Annotated in this window: 17 protein-coding genes and 1 pseudogene; 14 read left to right on the top strand and 4 right to left on the bottom strand. The window is 55.2% G+C overall.

Annotated features, from left to right (window positions below; genetic code table 11):
* Positions 1-54: 54 nt before the first annotated feature.
* Together AC1RQB_RS00725 and AC1RQB_RS00720 are read right to left on the bottom strand one after the other, a co-directional pair.
* Positions 55-1,122, bottom strand: coding sequence for an SDR family oxidoreductase (locus AC1RQB_RS00725; protein ID WP_063343154.1), 1,068 nt, complete (start codon positions 1,120-1,122; stop codon positions 55-57).
* A gap of 3 nt (positions 1,123-1,125) precedes the next feature.
* The gene (locus tag AC1RQB_RS00720) at positions 1,126-1,545 is read right to left on the bottom strand and encodes an ester cyclase (protein ID WP_063343155.1); all 420 of its coding nucleotides are present in this window, start codon (positions 1,543-1,545) and stop codon (positions 1,126-1,128) included.
* 115 nt (positions 1,546-1,660) lie between these two features.
* On the opposite strand from AC1RQB_RS00720, the gene AC1RQB_RS00715 reads away from it, so the two are divergent.
* Both AC1RQB_RS00715 and AC1RQB_RS00710 read left to right on the top strand, forming a co-directional pair.
* Complete coding sequence (locus tag AC1RQB_RS00715) at positions 1,661-2,557, top strand: LysR family transcriptional regulator (protein ID WP_063343156.1); 897 nt, start codon at positions 1,661-1,663, stop codon at positions 2,555-2,557.
* Positions 2,544-2,636 (top strand): annotated as a pseudogene (locus AC1RQB_RS00710) (two pore domain potassium channel family protein); the annotation flags it as partial. The gene AC1RQB_RS00715 and the pseudogene AC1RQB_RS00710, both read left to right, overlap by 14 nt.
* 53 nt (positions 2,637-2,689) lie before the next feature.
* On the opposite strand, the gene AC1RQB_RS00705 reads toward AC1RQB_RS00710, so the two are convergent.
* Both AC1RQB_RS00705 and AC1RQB_RS00700 read right to left on the bottom strand, forming a co-directional pair.
* Positions 2,690-3,112, bottom strand: coding sequence for an MAPEG family protein (locus AC1RQB_RS00705; protein ID WP_063343157.1), 423 nt, complete (start codon positions 3,110-3,112; stop codon positions 2,690-2,692).
* Between the two features lie 81 nt (positions 3,113-3,193).
* Entirely contained in the window at positions 3,194-4,147 is a 954-nt protein-coding gene (locus tag AC1RQB_RS00700) for a diiron oxygenase (protein ID WP_063343158.1), read from the bottom strand.
* Positions 4,148-4,346: 199 nt separating this feature from the next.
* Between AC1RQB_RS00700 and AC1RQB_RS00695 the strand changes: the two genes are divergently transcribed.
* The 12 genes from AC1RQB_RS00695 (at position 4,347) to AC1RQB_RS00640 (ending at position 14,727) form a co-directional block, all read left to right on the top strand.
* Positions 4,347-5,303 carry an AraC family transcriptional regulator gene (locus tag AC1RQB_RS00695; protein WP_063343159.1) on the top strand — a complete coding sequence of 319 codons (957 nt, stop codon included), beginning with the start codon at positions 4,347-4,349 and terminating at the stop codon, positions 5,301-5,303.
* Between the two features lie 314 nt (positions 5,304-5,617).
* The gene (gene arsN2 / locus AC1RQB_RS00690) at positions 5,618-6,067 is read left to right on the top strand and encodes an arsenic resistance N-acetyltransferase ArsN2 (protein ID WP_238543592.1); all 450 of its coding nucleotides are present in this window, start codon (positions 5,618-5,620) and stop codon (positions 6,065-6,067) included.
* Positions 6,068-6,229: 162 nt separating this feature from the next.
* Positions 6,230-6,550 (top strand): IS66-like element accessory protein TnpA, encoded by a 321-nt coding sequence (gene tnpA, locus AC1RQB_RS00685; protein ID WP_063343160.1) that lies wholly within the window; start codon positions 6,230-6,232, stop codon positions 6,548-6,550.
* Positions 6,547-6,882 (top strand): IS66 family insertion sequence element accessory protein TnpB, encoded by a 336-nt coding sequence (gene tnpB, locus AC1RQB_RS00680; RefSeq protein WP_063343161.1) that lies wholly within the window; start codon positions 6,547-6,549, stop codon positions 6,880-6,882. Before tnpA ends, tnpB begins: the two co-directional genes overlap by 4 nt.
* Positions 6,883-6,945: 63 nt before the next feature.
* Positions 6,946-7,431 carry a transposase domain-containing protein gene (locus tag AC1RQB_RS00675; RefSeq protein ID WP_081235303.1) on the top strand — a complete coding sequence of 162 codons (486 nt, stop codon included), beginning with the start codon at positions 6,946-6,948 and terminating at the stop codon, positions 7,429-7,431.
* Between the two features lie 50 nt (positions 7,432-7,481).
* On the top strand, positions 7,482-8,099 hold the full coding sequence (locus AC1RQB_RS00670) for a hypothetical protein (RefSeq protein WP_081235304.1): 618 nt from the start codon (positions 7,482-7,484) through the stop codon (positions 8,097-8,099).
* Between the two features lie 897 nt (positions 8,100-8,996).
* Positions 8,997-10,355, top strand: coding sequence for an MATE family efflux transporter (locus AC1RQB_RS00665; RefSeq protein WP_063343164.1), 1,359 nt, complete (start codon positions 8,997-8,999; stop codon positions 10,353-10,355).
* A gap of 281 nt (positions 10,356-10,636) precedes the next feature.
* Positions 10,637-11,212 carry a poly-gamma-glutamate hydrolase family protein gene (locus tag AC1RQB_RS00660; protein ID WP_081235305.1) on the top strand — a complete coding sequence of 192 codons (576 nt, stop codon included), beginning with the start codon at positions 10,637-10,639 and terminating at the stop codon, positions 11,210-11,212.
* A gap of 244 nt (positions 11,213-11,456) precedes the next feature.
* Complete coding sequence (locus tag AC1RQB_RS00655; protein WP_063343165.1) at positions 11,457-12,632, top strand: hypothetical protein; 1,176 nt, start codon at positions 11,457-11,459, stop codon at positions 12,630-12,632.
* Positions 12,633-13,056: 424 nt separating this feature from the next.
* Positions 13,057-13,461: a DUF6632 domain-containing protein gene (locus AC1RQB_RS00650; RefSeq protein WP_063343166.1), complete on the top strand. Its 405-nt coding sequence runs from the start codon at positions 13,057-13,059 to the stop codon at positions 13,459-13,461.
* A gap of 241 nt (positions 13,462-13,702) precedes the next feature.
* Entirely contained in the window at positions 13,703-14,221 is a 519-nt protein-coding gene (locus AC1RQB_RS00645) for a cysteine hydrolase family protein (RefSeq protein WP_063343167.1), read from the top strand.
* A 128-nt stretch (positions 14,222-14,349) separates the two neighbouring features.
* The gene (locus tag AC1RQB_RS00640) at positions 14,350-14,727 is read left to right on the top strand and encodes a c-type cytochrome (protein ID WP_081235306.1); all 378 of its coding nucleotides are present in this window, start codon (positions 14,350-14,352) and stop codon (positions 14,725-14,727) included.
* Positions 14,728-14,806: the final 79 nt, after the last annotated feature.

Genomic DNA, 14,806 nt, shown 5'->3' with positions numbered 1-14,806 from the left:
CTTGTCCTGGTATGCGGTGAATGTGGAGCTCGACGGTAATCTTATCTGCGAAAGTCAGTCGTCGGCCATGACGGATGTGCGTTTTTCCGGCGACGGAGGCGCACTGCGATTTTCAAACCAACCGTGATCGCGGTACCACGCCACGGTGTCAGTGAGTGTCAGCTCCAGCGCCCGGAAACTCAGGCCAAGCTGTTGTTCACTCTTGCTGTGGTTGAAACAGGTGCGGTCCTTCTCTCGTACCAATAGGCGCAACGTGGCCATGCTCAGCAGAATGGGCTTGCCGGTAATACGCGCATAGATCTCCTGCACCGCCGCCAAGGCGTATAGAAAGGGCAGTGGTAGTTGTCGAGCGGGTGTCTTGACGCCAGCTATGCGTCCCAGAACAGGCACCAGCTCACGCATGGTCATATGCCGACCCGCCGCGAGATAGCGCTCACCGCGCCGTCCATGTCTGGCTGCGGCAATCTGCGCCAATGCCACATCGCGGGCATCGACAACAGAGAAGCTGCCGGGGATCAGTCCGGGCAATTTGCCGCGCACGACATCGTTAACCAGTTGTCCGGAGGAGGTCGGGCCAATATCGGCAGGGCCCCACATCCAGCCAGGCAGGACCATGCAGGCATGCATCTCGGGATGGCGTTCCAGGAACGACAAGACGACACGGTCGGCGAGGATCTTGCTACGGTAGTAGTCATCCGCGTCGGCGTCGACCCGCAGGCAAGTTTCATCGATTGACGTGCCGGGTGCACCGTCGAGCACGGCGATGGAAGAGGTATGGATGAAACGTCGGATACCGGCGTTGTAGGCCTGGGCAAGCAGGCGTCGCGTACCCTCCACGTTAATCTTTTCGAGTTCCTTCCAGTGGCTGCCGCCCTTGTAGTTGTCGCGAAAGAACGCGGCGGTGTGAAACACCGTATCGCAGCCTTGCAACGACGTTGCGAACGCGTCGACATCGGCCATGTCCCCAACGACCAGCTCCACACCCTGCAAATGCTTGAACTGTTGTTCACCTTTGGCTCTTGAACGAACCAGGGCTTTGACCGCGCAACCACGAGCGGCCAGTTCACGCACCAGGTTATTGCCCAACAAACCGGTCGCGCCAGTGACGAATGTGCTGTGCATAGTTCAACCCTCACTCTGATCGGCTAACGGCATCAATACCGCACTGTCAAAAAACGCTTCTTCACGTATGGCCAACCCGTCTTTGAAGGTGAAGTGGGCGGCGTAGTACACGGCAATGTGGCGTCCATGGGGTGGAATCACCCGGTCCGGCATCACTAATGGTGTGGTGAAGGTGCCGGTCAGGAAGGCGGTCAGTGCCAAACGATCGTCACTGACGGCAAATGGGCTGAAGGTCAGCTGGGCATCGGGGAAGGCTTCGAGTAATGCGATTTCTCGTTTGCGCATGGATTCGCGACCGGTTTGCATCCCCGTGCCATCGAAGTAGATGAAGTCTTCGGAAACCAGCGCAAGCATCGCCTCCAGATCACGGCGATTAAAGGCGCTGGCGGCTCGTTCCGCATAGTCGTTGGGGCCAGTAGTCATACAGTCCATTCCATTCTTTTCGGGGCGCGTAGATATACCGTTGACGCCTCTGCCGAAAAACAGCGACTGCTGCATAATGGCTTTGCACATTTGCAAATCAGGGAAGATATGAAGCATGGCTTTGCAAGCAAACTGGGACGATCTTCGCCTGCTGTTGGCAGTCTCGCGACGTGGCAGCTTTCTTCAGGCCGGCCAATTGCTGGGGATCGCTGCGTCTACTGTGTCGCGACGGCTGACCCAACTTGAAAGGGCGCTGGGCGAGCCACTCGTGGAGCGGGGCGTTGAAGGATGCTGGTTGACCCCGCGAGGCCAATCCCTCGTGGACGTTGCCCTGGCTGCGGAAGCGGGCCTGAGGCGTCAAACCGTTACGGGCATGTCCGAGCCACACACAGAGTTATCTGGCACTGTCGTGGTCAGCGCAGGGGAGGGGTTCTCGTCTTGCGTGCTGGAGGCAGCGAGTCGCCTCACCTCCGCGCACCCGCGATGCTCGGTGGAGTTGCTGATAACAGCCGACTTTCACAAGATCGTCCGCGGCGCCGCAGACATTGCCGTACGCACAGCTCATCTGGGCGAGCCGTCGCTGATTTATCGCCCCATAGGCAGGCTCGCTTATGGTGTCTTCGCCGATGCAAGTTATCTGAAGCGGTTTCCAGGGGTGACTCCGACCACTGCGGTCAATATTGCCTTGCTTCCTCCGCTGGATATGTTGCCGCAACTGTGTGTGGCAAAGGCCGCGGGTCTGGAACACACGCAGATCAGCGTGAACTCGTTCGCGGCTCAGCTCGAATCGGTGAGGCGAGGTATGGGCGTGGCAGTGCTGCCCCGTATTCTGGCGAAGGATCTGATCGGGGTGTTCCCGCAGATCCAGCTTCCAGATATGGAGGTCTATCTGGTGACCCGGCCGCAGGCATTGAAACAGGCTCACATCAAATGTTTTTTTGTCATCCTGGAGCAGGTGCTGCTTGAAGCCATTTCCATAGAAAGTATCGAAGGTGGACTTAGTGATGGTTGAAGAATTTTCAGGCGTCTTTTACGTGGGTGTTGTGATAGCGCGGCTTGCCGGTCTTTATCCATCGAATCAGATTAAGTGACTCTCGATTTTCCTAAGCACCAGACCTGGATTCATCCCTCTATTTTTAGAGATTCATACGCCATAACTAGCGGCTATAACAATGAGCGCGAGAAAACAGACCAACTGAACGAAAAAGAAGGCAAACCGAACCGCCACGAACGTATTGGTTTGCACATGGGATACATGAACCACAGACTGGCACACGCGAGCGATCAGGACGATTACGGACAAGTAGCTCACAGCAGGGTCGTCGACACCCAGAGTTGAAATCACCCACACAATGGCGCCAAAGACCGGCAGGTTTTCCACACAGTTCGCGTGTGCTCTTATCCCACGCCGATACCAATCCTCGCCTTCGAGCTGATCGCATCGGAAAGAGGCAATCGGAACATTCGAGAACAAGATTCTGACCCAGCGATACACCCCGACAGTTGCCATCAACAGCAGCAAAGTCCAGGTCGCAAATCCAAGCAACATCCACATCGGTATTGTCATGGCTGCCAGCCTCGATAAATCGTTTTCAACACGTCATCCCACAGCCGCGCGGCCGACGCACGGTCGGCCGCTCCCTGTCGATCAATTGCTCATGATTGGCGCCAGCGCGATCTGAATCGTGGACATCTGTGCAGGTGTTGTCATGCGCGTAAGCAGTCGGCCAAAGTGTGGATGCTCCACGCCCGAGATAATGTATTGCCAGCGGTAGGCGCTCAGCACGGAAGCTTTGATTTGCGCTGTCTCATCGACACTGAATGATCTTGAGACATTGCGAATAAAGTAGTCGGCATCGGATGCCGATTGTGCCTGCAGGATTGCATCGACGGCCGCCACCAGCGCAATCAGATCGTTCACTGCCTGGTCGCGCTCGGCTGGCGAGAGTTTCGCGTGCTCCGCCTTCCACTCCAGTTCATCGAGAACGACGTGCCGGCTTTCATCCTTCCAGTGGAATTTGAAAACATCCTTGAACAGTGGGCACAACTCCTCACGCGGGGCGATGCTTTGCGCGTAGTGCGCCTGAACAAACAGCTCGATATGACAGGTCAGCGCCAGCACCGACCAGGTGCTGGCCGCAAGTACCGAGCGCGCCACATCGTTTGGATCGGCAACTTGACGATACCCCGCTGGCAAGTGCGAACTAATCATCGTCTCCATGCGCCGGAACAGCTCCTGGTGCTTGATCTCATCGTTAGAAAAACGCACCAGCGCTTCGAGTGCGAGCTGATCGTCAAAGACATGGGCTCGACCTTGATCGAGCATTTTGGCGCTGATAAAACGCTCGACCAAGCCAAAGATATACGCATAGGTTCGGCCCTGAATCTGACTGAGCAGGCGCGCCTCATCCGCGTCGAGAAAGGTCAGGCGGTCGATCCGCGACAGTCCGTCGGGCAAGAATTTGCGCGAGAAGTCGAAACTCCGATCCTGTAGCAAATCACGATCGATCTGCCATTCCGCTTTCATCGATGATCTGACAAGTTGAGCATAACGGTCGGCGTTGCCCGAATCTGAGCTGGGCATGGTAGCAACGGTGTTCATATCGATCTCCTGCTTGCCTGGTCGAGTTGGAATGGGGCAATTACGGTTAACGTCGGAGCCAATGACCATCGGTGAAGCGTCTGGGGATCGTCTCGATCACGGAGTCCGCGTTGGTGCTAATCTAGGCCTCGCAGTTCAGGCGATGAATGACCAGTGCGCCTGATTACATGCTCTGGACTCCGGAAAGGAGGGCTGGCAATTGTTGGATGCGTTTTCTGATGTGTTGCGGGTGATTCGGCTGTCAGGAGGGGTTTTTCTCGAGGCGGAATTCACTGCGCCCTGGTGCATCAAGGGAAGAATCTCTGCGGACGATTGCAAACCGTTCCTGGCGGCACCTCGACATATCATTGCGTCGCATTTTGTCGCCGCAGGGCATATGCAATTACAAGTCGACGGTGGTGCCGCCATCGACGTGCGGGCAGGCGAACTCGTTCTGCTTCCTCACAATGATGCTCATTCTTTTGGCAGCGATCTAAGCATTGCGCCCATGCCAGCGGGCGAAGTTATTCAGCCGCCGGAAGTCGGCGCTATTTCACGAATCAAGTACGGCGGGGGCGGCGAGGTCACGCAACTATTGTGCGGATTCCTCGGCTCTGAAACCCCCTTCAGTCCGTTGCTTTCATCGCTGCCATCCTTATTGAAACTAGACTTGCGCGCGACGGCTTCGGGAGCCTGGATTGAAAGCTCATTCCGGTTCGCTGTCAGTGAGATTGCGGCGGGGCGCCTCGGCTCGACAACGGTCATCGCCAAGCTCTCCGAATTGCTATTCGTCGAAGCCGTCAGCCAGTACGTCGCGAGCCTCCCCCCTGAGCGGCGCGGGTGGCTGGCGGGTTTGCGAGATCCGCATATCGGGCGCGCACTGGCGCTGCTCCATGCCCGTCCAACCGAGGGCTGGACTGCAGAAGCCCTGGCGCTTGAAGTGGGCATGTCGCGCTCGGTATTCGCGGAGCGATTCACGGCATTGGTCGGACAGCCTCCGATGCAATACCTGACGCTCTGGCGTATGCACGTGGCGGCTCAACAGTTGCGCGAAGGTCGCGGTAATGTTGCGCAAATTGGTTTTGCAGTTGGCTATGAATCCGAAGCCGCGTTCAGTCGCGCATTCAAACGCCAGTTCGGCACATCACCCGGTACTTGGCGTAGACAATCAGCGTGAGAAGGTCTAGTGCGCGGATACAAAAACGGGCGCCACTCACAGGCTGTGTGAAAATGCATGCACCTTTTTGAAGTCTGCGTTGCTACGTAAAATCTGCGAATGCTTGGTTAATCAGCAGACCTGAAATTTCGCTTCGGTTCTGACCGTCAAAACGACTCCAAGACGTTTTCACACAGCCTGGACCGATTGCTGCCTGTCACGAAGGGCTGCAATCGACGACCCAAAGCAGACGAATTCAAGTGCCGTTGTCGATTGATCGCTGATAAGGATTGAGCCTGCTAGCATTGAGTGTCAGAGAGCCTATAAAAGCACTGATGATGCAGATGATTAAAGTAGGAGCGAGCGGTTTGAATCAGCTCCGTGCGTCTTTGAGTCAAGCTGGATTGCCCTACGATGATGTGAGCGATCCCGGGCGGCAGTTCTACCGATTCGACGTGGATGGGAAATTGGTTGCTTATGGAGGGTTAGAGGGTAGTGGCCCCGATCTCCTGCTGCGCTCTATGGTCGTTTGCGAGGAGCATCGTGGAGCGGGACTGGGTACAGCGGTATTGTCGGAACTGGAGCAATACGCGGTCTCCCGAGGCGCAGCCCGACTGCATTTGTTGACCCAAAGCGCTGTTAATTTTTTCACGGCCAACGGGTACGAACTGCTTGATAGGGGTAAAGCGCCTGTCGCAATTACCCAGACAGCTCAGTTCAAGCATTTGTGCCCTTCGTCAGCAAGCTACCTGCGGAAAACTTTAAGCAGATCCCCTCTGCGCTGAGTGAGCCATCGAAACGTTTCTGGGTCATTGCTAGTGTTGGTAGCCGTTTCTGCCGATCAAGAGTAAGCGTCCGGCGAACTCACCTTCCGAACTCCAGCCTTAAGGGCGATGGTGTCCGCGTATTTTTAAGCGGACGCGATCGCCCTTATCGCCAGGATTTCCATGCACCAACGAAGCTCTTATCCGAAACCGTTCAAAGCCCAGGTTGTTCAGGAATGCCTGCAACCTGGCGCATCCATTTCCAGTGTCGCCATCAGCCACGGCATCAATGCCAACGTCATCCGCAAATGGATGCCGCTCTATCGAAATCAGCCCCCAGCGACATCACTACCCGCATTCGTCCCGCTAAAAGCCGCACCTAAACGGCCAGCCGAAGCGTCAGTGATCATCGAGTTGCCCATGGCCGACCAAGTGATCACAGTGAAATGGCCAACCTCAGACCCCGAGGGCTGCGCGCAATTTATCCGGGCTGTCGCTCAATGATCCGCATCGATGCAATGTGGCTGGCCACCGAGCCGATGGACATGCGCGCCGGCACCGAAACGGCATTGGCCCGAGTGATCGCGGTGTTCGGTGCGGCGAAGCCGCACTGCGCTTATCTGTTCGCCAATCGCCGGGCTAACCGGATGAAAGTGTTGGTGCACGACGGCGTGGGCGTCTGGCTTGCCGCGCGGCGACTGAATCAAGGCAAGTTTCACTGGCCCGATATTCGCCATGGTTGCGAGGTCGAACTCGACAGTGAACAACTCCAGGCGTTGGTACTGGGCTTGCCATGGCAGCGAGTCGGCGCAGGTGGTGTGATCAGCATGCTGTAACCGCCGGCCATTTGGCCGGTCTGCTTGTCGTCGTTTCGGGTCTGCTCTGGCACAATCGGCGGCATGACTTTCTCGCCCAACCTAGACCAGATGACCCCGGAACAACTTCGTGCCTTGGCGGCACAGGCGTTGCAGTTGCAGTCCCAGGTTGAGGCGATGAGCCGGAAGATCCAGAACGATGAAACCATCATCGAACAGCTCACGTACGAAATCGCCCTGCTCAAACGCCACAAGTATGCCAAGCGCAGCGAGCAAATCAGCCCGGCGCAAGGCAGCTTGCTGGATGACCTGCTCGATACAGACCTTGAAGCTATCGAGGCAGAGCTAAAACAGCTTCTTCCCGCTTCGTCACAGGCCGAGCCACGGCAATCGCCGAAACGTGCACCCAAGCGGGCGGCTGCGATCATGAGTTTGATTCAGTCGGCGCGCATGAATGGGCATGATCCGTATGCCTATCTCAAAGATGTGCTGACGCGGCTGCCGACGCAGCGGGCCAGTGAGGTCGAGAAGCTGCTACCGCATCGGTGGAATCCCATAGAAGCCACATAAGACCCATGGTTTTCGATTCACAATGATGACTCAAGGGAGTAGTCATAACTATGATTTTGGTTGTTGAAGGTATCAGCGCCAGTGGGAAAACCACTTGGTGCACTAATCATGGTGGGAAACATGTCATTCCTGAACACGGCCGCTTTAACAATGAGCCAGACCGAATAAAAGATCCAGCGGGAGCCGCAGCTTTTTGGGCAGAACGAAATGTGGATCGCTGGCAAGCAGCGCAGGCGATGGAAGGAATTTCCACATGGGCTTTGTGTGACAGTGACCCTCTCAAGCTCCACTACATTTGGAGCCTTTGGCAGATCGGCGAGGCTAGTGAACATGATTGGCGAGTGGAGTTGGAAGCCACAAGAGAAACTGTCGCACAGGGACGAATTGGCTTTGCCGACGGTTACATTATTGGCCGTATTGCCCCTCAACTCGCGCGCGAGCGGGCTAAGGCAGACACCACTCGCCGACGGAGCAAGTTTGAGCTACATGTCCGCCTCCAAGATTCTCTGCTGACCTGGTATTCAGCTATGAATGAAGTGCTTCCCAATCGAGTGCAATTTGGCTTTCCTTCAGAAGTACCAACCTTGAGCCGCACTGATGGAAGATATGGGGTGGCCGCCTTTGATCGAATGATCGCACTGCTCCCTCGACCTAGCCACTCCGGTTAGAAATCGAATTGACGTGAGTATGATGTAAAGGTGTGATCGCCATCCGCTTACGATCAAGAAGGGCAGCTTGCGACTCAAAGTATCTTTTTCCTATTGTGGCGCTTTCAACTTGGTCGGGCGTTTAGGGCGAGGGCTGTAACGTTCTATCTCTCGAATGTACTCGCGCGCTTCGCGAAAATAGTAACGCATCAAATGAATTCGCAGGTTCTGCCTTAGACGCCAATTACCGTATGCACCTGCGCAAAGAAAGAAAAAAAACAATACCACTTGGTTGGAGTTAGATAAAAATATAGCCAGACATATAAGTGCTACGCAGATTAGTTGATCAGGTGTATTAAGCCATCCGCTGTCTGTTCCTCGCGTGCTCAGCATACGAAGCGTCCACCGATAGAAGGCGAAAAAAAGTGCACTCAAGGAAAAGAACACGAACCCTATAATCCAGCTGCCTGATATAGGCGCAAAGCAGAGCTTAACCCCAAAGCCAGCAAAGATAATGCTTGCGATGAATAGCCCAAAGAGAGCGTCCCACTGTTGATCGGCGTGGCGATACAGCTGTCTTTTGATCTCGGCCCGGTGTATTTCATGATAGCGAGGGTTCATAGGCCTGACCTGGGTTATCTAGCCGGGAAACAAAAACTGCGCTTGTTTGCCAAGTGTATGGTAGGTAGCAGCTTTGTCCAGGCTGTGCTCCCTACCTGGGAAGAGGGGAAGGGATGGCCGCTTCTGGCCCAGAGTGTGTAAAAACGCCTTCCCGAACACTTGCTGTTCCGTTGGCCGCTGCTTGCAGAAAGCAGCCATTACTCACGCTCCCCTAATTCGCAAAATAGGAGCGCATCGTTCCCAGTCCCGTAGCGTAGAATTTCCCAAACGCCAGCCCCCACCCGAGACGGAACCTCAATGCAAACCCCCACCACCCAACACCCCCTCTGGCAAACCTACCTCCTGTTCCTCGCCCCCATGGTCCTCTCCAATTTCCTCCAATCCATGTCGGGCACCATCAACAGCATCTACATCGGCCAAATGCTCGGCACCCAATCCCTCGCGGCGGTATCAGGCATGTTCCCCGTGGTGTTCTTCTTCATCGCCCTGGTCATCGGCCTTGGCGCTGGCGCTGGGGTGTTGATCGGCCAAGCCTGGGGCGCTCGGGAGTTGCATTTGGTGAAGGCCATTGCCGGTTCGACGTTGCTGTTGGGGGCGATGATCGGGTTGGTGGCGGCGGTGTTGGGCAGTGTGTTTGCCCGGCCGGCGTTGCAGGGTTTGGGCACGCCGGTGGATGTGCTGGACGATGCGGTGGCGTATGCGCATGTGATGATGTGGATCTTGCCGTCGCTGTTGGTGTTTGTGTTGTTTACGCAGTTGCTGCGTGGGGTGAGCGATACGGTGTCGCCGTTGTTGGCGCTGGTGGTGTCGACGTGTGTCGGGCTGGCGCTGACGCCGGCGTTGATTCTCGGGTGGTTGGGGTTGCCGCCGATGGGGATTCAGAGTGCGGCGTGGGCGGGGTTGGCGGGTAACTTGGCGGCGATGGTGTGGCTGGCGTGGCGGTTGATTCGCAAGGGGCATCCGTTGGCGCCGGATCGGGAGATGTTTGCCTCGATGCGGCTGGACATGGACATCCTCGGCAAGGTGTTGCGCATCGGGCTGCCGACCGGGTTGCAGATGGTGGTGCTGTCGTTGTCGGAGCTGGTGATTCTGGCGCTGGTGAATCAGCACGGTTCTCAGGCGACAGCGGCGTACGGGGCGGTGACGCAGATCGTCAATTACGTGCAGTTCCCGGCGCTGTCGATTGCGATCACGGCGTCGATCCTCGGCGCACAGGCAATCGGGGCCGGGCGCATCGAGCGCATGGGGCCGATTTTGCGCACGGGGCTGTTGATCAACGTGTGCCTGACCGGTGGTTTGGTGGTGTTGGGTTATCTGCTGTCGCACTGGTTGCTGGGGTTGTTCCTCACGGATGATTCCACCCGGGCGATGGCCGAACACCTGTTGCACATCATGCTCTGGAGTCTGCTGGTGTTTGGCTTTCAGGCGATTGTCGGCGGCATCATGCGCGCCAGCGGCACGGTGTTGGTGCCAGTGGTGGTTACGATCGTTTGCGTGGTCGGGGTGCAGTTGCCGGTGGCGTATCTGCTGGATGCGCGCTTTGGGCTGCAAGGTGTGTGGATGGCGTTTCCGGTGGCCTATCTGGGCATGCTGATGTTTCAGACGCTGTATTACAAAATGGTCTGGCAGCATCAGAAGATTGAGCGGTTGGTGTAGGGCCTTCGTTTGAGTGCGGAATTGCACTCCACTTGACCACCTGTTTGCATTCGACCTGACCAATAATTTGCATCGCATCTGACCACCGGTTGCATGGGATTTGACCGTCATGCTTCGTAACCGTGATCGGCAGAGAATTGCGCATTGCAGCCCTTCTCGACAGGCAGCAATCGGCCAGAAGCAGACGTTCGATGTGTTCAGAAACTAGAGGCGACTGGGTAGAAAGCTAGATAGTGGTTAGACTGATGAATCGATCTTTGCCCATTCAGGTATCCGAGCTCATGTCCGACAAGTACGTCACTTTTGCAGACCTCTCAACATCTGAACCTGATGGCGCTTATCGCATCGTGGTGAGGCCGAAAGGCAGTGCAGTAGCTTTAATTGCTCCTCACGCCGGAAAGATCGAGCTTGGAACATCGGAGATATGCAGGAGCGTCGCCGGGGAAGATCTCACGTATTATTTGTTTGAAGGTTGCAAGTCGAGCAGCAATCGACACCTGCATATCACAAGTTCACGCTTTGACGAGCCACAAGGAATCGATGTTGCCCAGTCGGCTCAGTTGGTTGTGACCTTTCATGGCCAAAATGGGAATAAACATTTCGTTAATGTCGGAGGCTTGGCAGACCAGCTTTGTGCGTCACTGATCTGCCATCTTAAAGCTGCAGGTTTCACTGCAAGTCAACATAACGATACGAGTCTTCAAGGGCGCGACAAAAATAACATTTGTAATCGTGGGACCAAAGGGCAAGGCCTTCAGCTAAAAATTTCCCGCGGATTGAGAGATGCGTTGACAACGGATAAGAACGCTATGGCCCGTTTCTCTTCCGCTATTAGGTCTGCGTTAGATGAGCTTTAACAATCAACTCAAAACCGATACGGCTTCTCGACACTGCTGGAGTCCAGTATTAGGTTGATCTATAGCGGTCGGCCGTTACCGTCTGTTCTTGGCCGGCTCTCGCCTGTCGCGCCCGGCAGAGAGCGGCCACTAACTGACGTTCGACATACAACAAAAATCGGCAAAAGCCCAGGTTCACGCCTGTCTACCGGAACCAGGGGCGATTCAACCTTCCTTAACAACTTTGTAAGTTGGAGATGGCTCGATGTGGTTTTCTGGGAGTAAGGATATTCCGTTTTACGAGCTTCATAATTTGAAGCACGTGAAAACAAATGCTGTCTGGCATAAGCCGGTTGTTCCGCATGGGGTTTCTCTGACTGTAGACCCGTTGCTTTTTATCTATGCGTCGACACGAGCTTCCATGTTGGGTAAAAGGATCGGGTTGCGAGGACAATTGGCAGGGCTTGGGCTTGGGAGTGTTGCTCTATGTTATCTGGCACCGCTTATGTCTAGAGGCGTTAAGCTGCCATCAAATAAGGTATTTCTTCACCATAACTTCGATAATACAAAGGATTTCATAGGAACCAGTATTAAGGGCACCATCGGGGCTTCGCTGGCCTATCTGGAGATGCAGCGTTTGGGTTACGCCTGGAGCGGGCATTGGGAGGACTGCGTCTCTGCTGCAGGAACTTCAGCTAATGCGACGCCAGATTTCGTTTTTGCCTCAACAACAGAGGTGTGCCTTGTAGATGCGAAGGGGTCAGCACGGCCATTTCCGGATGTTGGGACGCTGGCGAGGAATGAATGGAAGCGTCAGCTTTACTCAAATAGAAACGAGAAGCTGAAGCTTGGTGGAATGCCAACGGAGGGTCGAATCATTGCTGCTTCGTTAGTTCGCCCTCGTGCAGTTGGCCTAGTCGCCGCATATGGTCGATTTCGTAGTCCGAGCTCCCTTGTCACCGTGCCGGGCGCCTCTGTTAACCCTGACAGCTTGGCGATAAAATCAGTCCAAAAAATAAACTTCACCAACGCATTCTATTTGCTTGGTTTGAACGCGTTAGCAAGCCAATTGATAAATGGCAATGGCAATGGCAATGGCAATGGCGCAGGAGCTCAAAGGCAGCTAGTCTGGGCGCTGGCTCAGGCTGAAGTTATTGATGGACAGGGAGCAGTCTTTAAAGGCCCGAATAGAGTCGTCAACCTAGGTGGTGGCGAAACTTGGATAATGCAGCCATTTTGCCGAGCCGGCATTCTTCGAGAGGCCTTTCTACACCTGGACAGCGAGGAGGCACCTCCTGTATCTAGTGCAGCATTGATTCTTCCCACTAATATGGAAAAGGCTAGAGGTCTTGTGGGTGGGGCTATTCGGTCAGCCGAGCGAATGATTGTTCAAAGCCGTGATGGGGTCGGGGCAATATTCGAGCGTGTGAACATCACCTAGCCTTCTCGCAGTCGCTCTTCAGTGCCATACCCGGCACCGAGTAGTTAGTGTTTCACCAGCGCTCTACGAATTCTCCTCCTCTGTTTATCAATCTACATACCGAATGCTATGGGGGGGGGAATGCGATCAGCCTGGCTGGTCCGCTATTAAGCAAAGCTAAAATGGATCATTACTTGGTTCGGTCGAGTTTCAGACTCTGGTCGGTTTACGCCCGTGCTGACCGGCCGCTTTGGGTCGGATGCGGCACCTTGATGTCAGACAGAAATCGGCCAGAAGCAGCCGGTGGACGGAGCGATAGCAAATGAGTAGCTATGCTTGGTCTACTACCGGAACTGATTGAGCAGATTGTTATCCACCAAGCCCGTGAAGGCGTTATTACCCCACTTGGGGTCAAATTAGAGTCAGGCCCAAAGAGGAGTCCGCCATGACCTTAGTCGATCGCCTCAGGTATATGCGTGTCGTTCTAGTTTTGGCTGGCCTCGCGTGCCTTGCTCTCTACCCACTTATGTTGTTCTGGCCGTCCGGCTGGGTCTGGCACGTCGGTCACTCGGACTACCCGATGATGATCGTTGGCATCTATGCCACACTTGGCGTGTTCTTGATCCTGGCCGCACGTGATCCATTAGCCAATCTGAGCCTGATCTGGTTCACCATGTGGTCTAGCGCCGTACACGGAGCAATCATGGCCGTCCAGACGGTCACCCAGCCGGGGCAAATGGGGCACTTGGCAGATGACGTGCCGGCGCTCTTCATCGTGACGGTTGCCTTGGCCATCTTGACGCCCCGCTCGCAATTGGCCGCTCGGCCCGGGACACACAATCGGGCCTGAGAACAGGCATGAAACGACTTTCATCCCCCGTATGCTCACTTGCAAGGCCAGCGCGTCAACGTTAAGGTCATGCGTCATGACTACGCCACGCATCGAATCGACCACAACCTTCACGACCGCCACGGGCGGGTCGTGGGAGGTTGTGTGAGTTAAAACAACGCATAACCCCGAAGACTCGCCAGTAATGGACCGGGTCTTTTTTTTGCCCCGGATTTATTGGCACAAACGTAAGGAAACGCACATGTATGCACTACTGATTCTCGACATGCAGGTAGGGCTCGTTCACGGCCCGGACAGGCCCTGGGGCCGTGAAGCGCTTCTCGATACATTGAACAGGCTGATCAGAAACGCACGGGAGGCCGGCGCCCCCATCTTTCTCGCCCGCCACCTGGGTCCGACCGGATCCCCTATTGAGCCGGGCAGTCCGCTCACCGAGCTTGTCCCAGAGTTGCAGCTAATGGGTGACGAAGTGATTTTTGAGAAAAATCGTCCCAATACCTTTGTGGCGACCGGGTTGGCCGGTCAGCTACGCGAACGCGGCTGTGAAGGCATCGTCGTGACAGGAATGAAAACTCAATACTGCGTAGACAGTACTTGCCGTGCTGCCCGCGATTTGGGCTTCGATGCCGTACTCATCGCCGATGGACATACCTGCTCTGATACTCCAACGCTTAAAGCAGAGGCCATCATTGCCCACCACAATGCAACCTTGGCGGGGCCATTCTGCCGAGTCGTTCAGGCTGAGGAATGGAGTTTTTAGGACACTCCCCTGATCGACCCAGCCAAGGGTCGATCAGACCGCTTGGGTACCGACGCGACGGCTGATATCTTTCCCGCGCACCAGATCGCGTCCGATCGACGCTGAGCCCATCAAGGAAGATAAAAACAATGAAAATACTATTCATCGCTTCGCTAGGAATTTTATCGCTGACTCAAACTTCACTGGCCTTCGCGGATAGTGCCAATGGAAAAAATCTCTATCTACAGCGATGCAGCATGTGCCACGGAACAGATCTCAAGGCAACAGGACCACTGGCCAATAAAAGCAATCCGCCTACGCCTGATCTGACAACGTCCGCTTTCAAAAAGCGATTGAATGATTATCCGGGCGTGATTGTCTCTTCGATAATACTTCGCCCAAATGGCGACTTGATTCCAAGAACCTTGCGTGAGAATGATGTAAAGCTATCGCCGCACTCATGGAGCGTTAAGGATCTGCGCGATTTGAATCAATACATGAGTGGTGTGATTTCACAAAAACGATGATCTTTAAAGTGCCTGGTCCTGACGCCAGCGCTTGACTCTGTCCCTTGGGGCAACCCCTACCCTGCCTTGTCCATTTCAG

Source organism: Pseudomonas sp. GW822-FHT02E03 (assembly GCF_058802325.1).
Note: the sequence above shows the minus strand (reverse complement) of the source record. Positions and strands in the feature narration are given on the sequence as shown.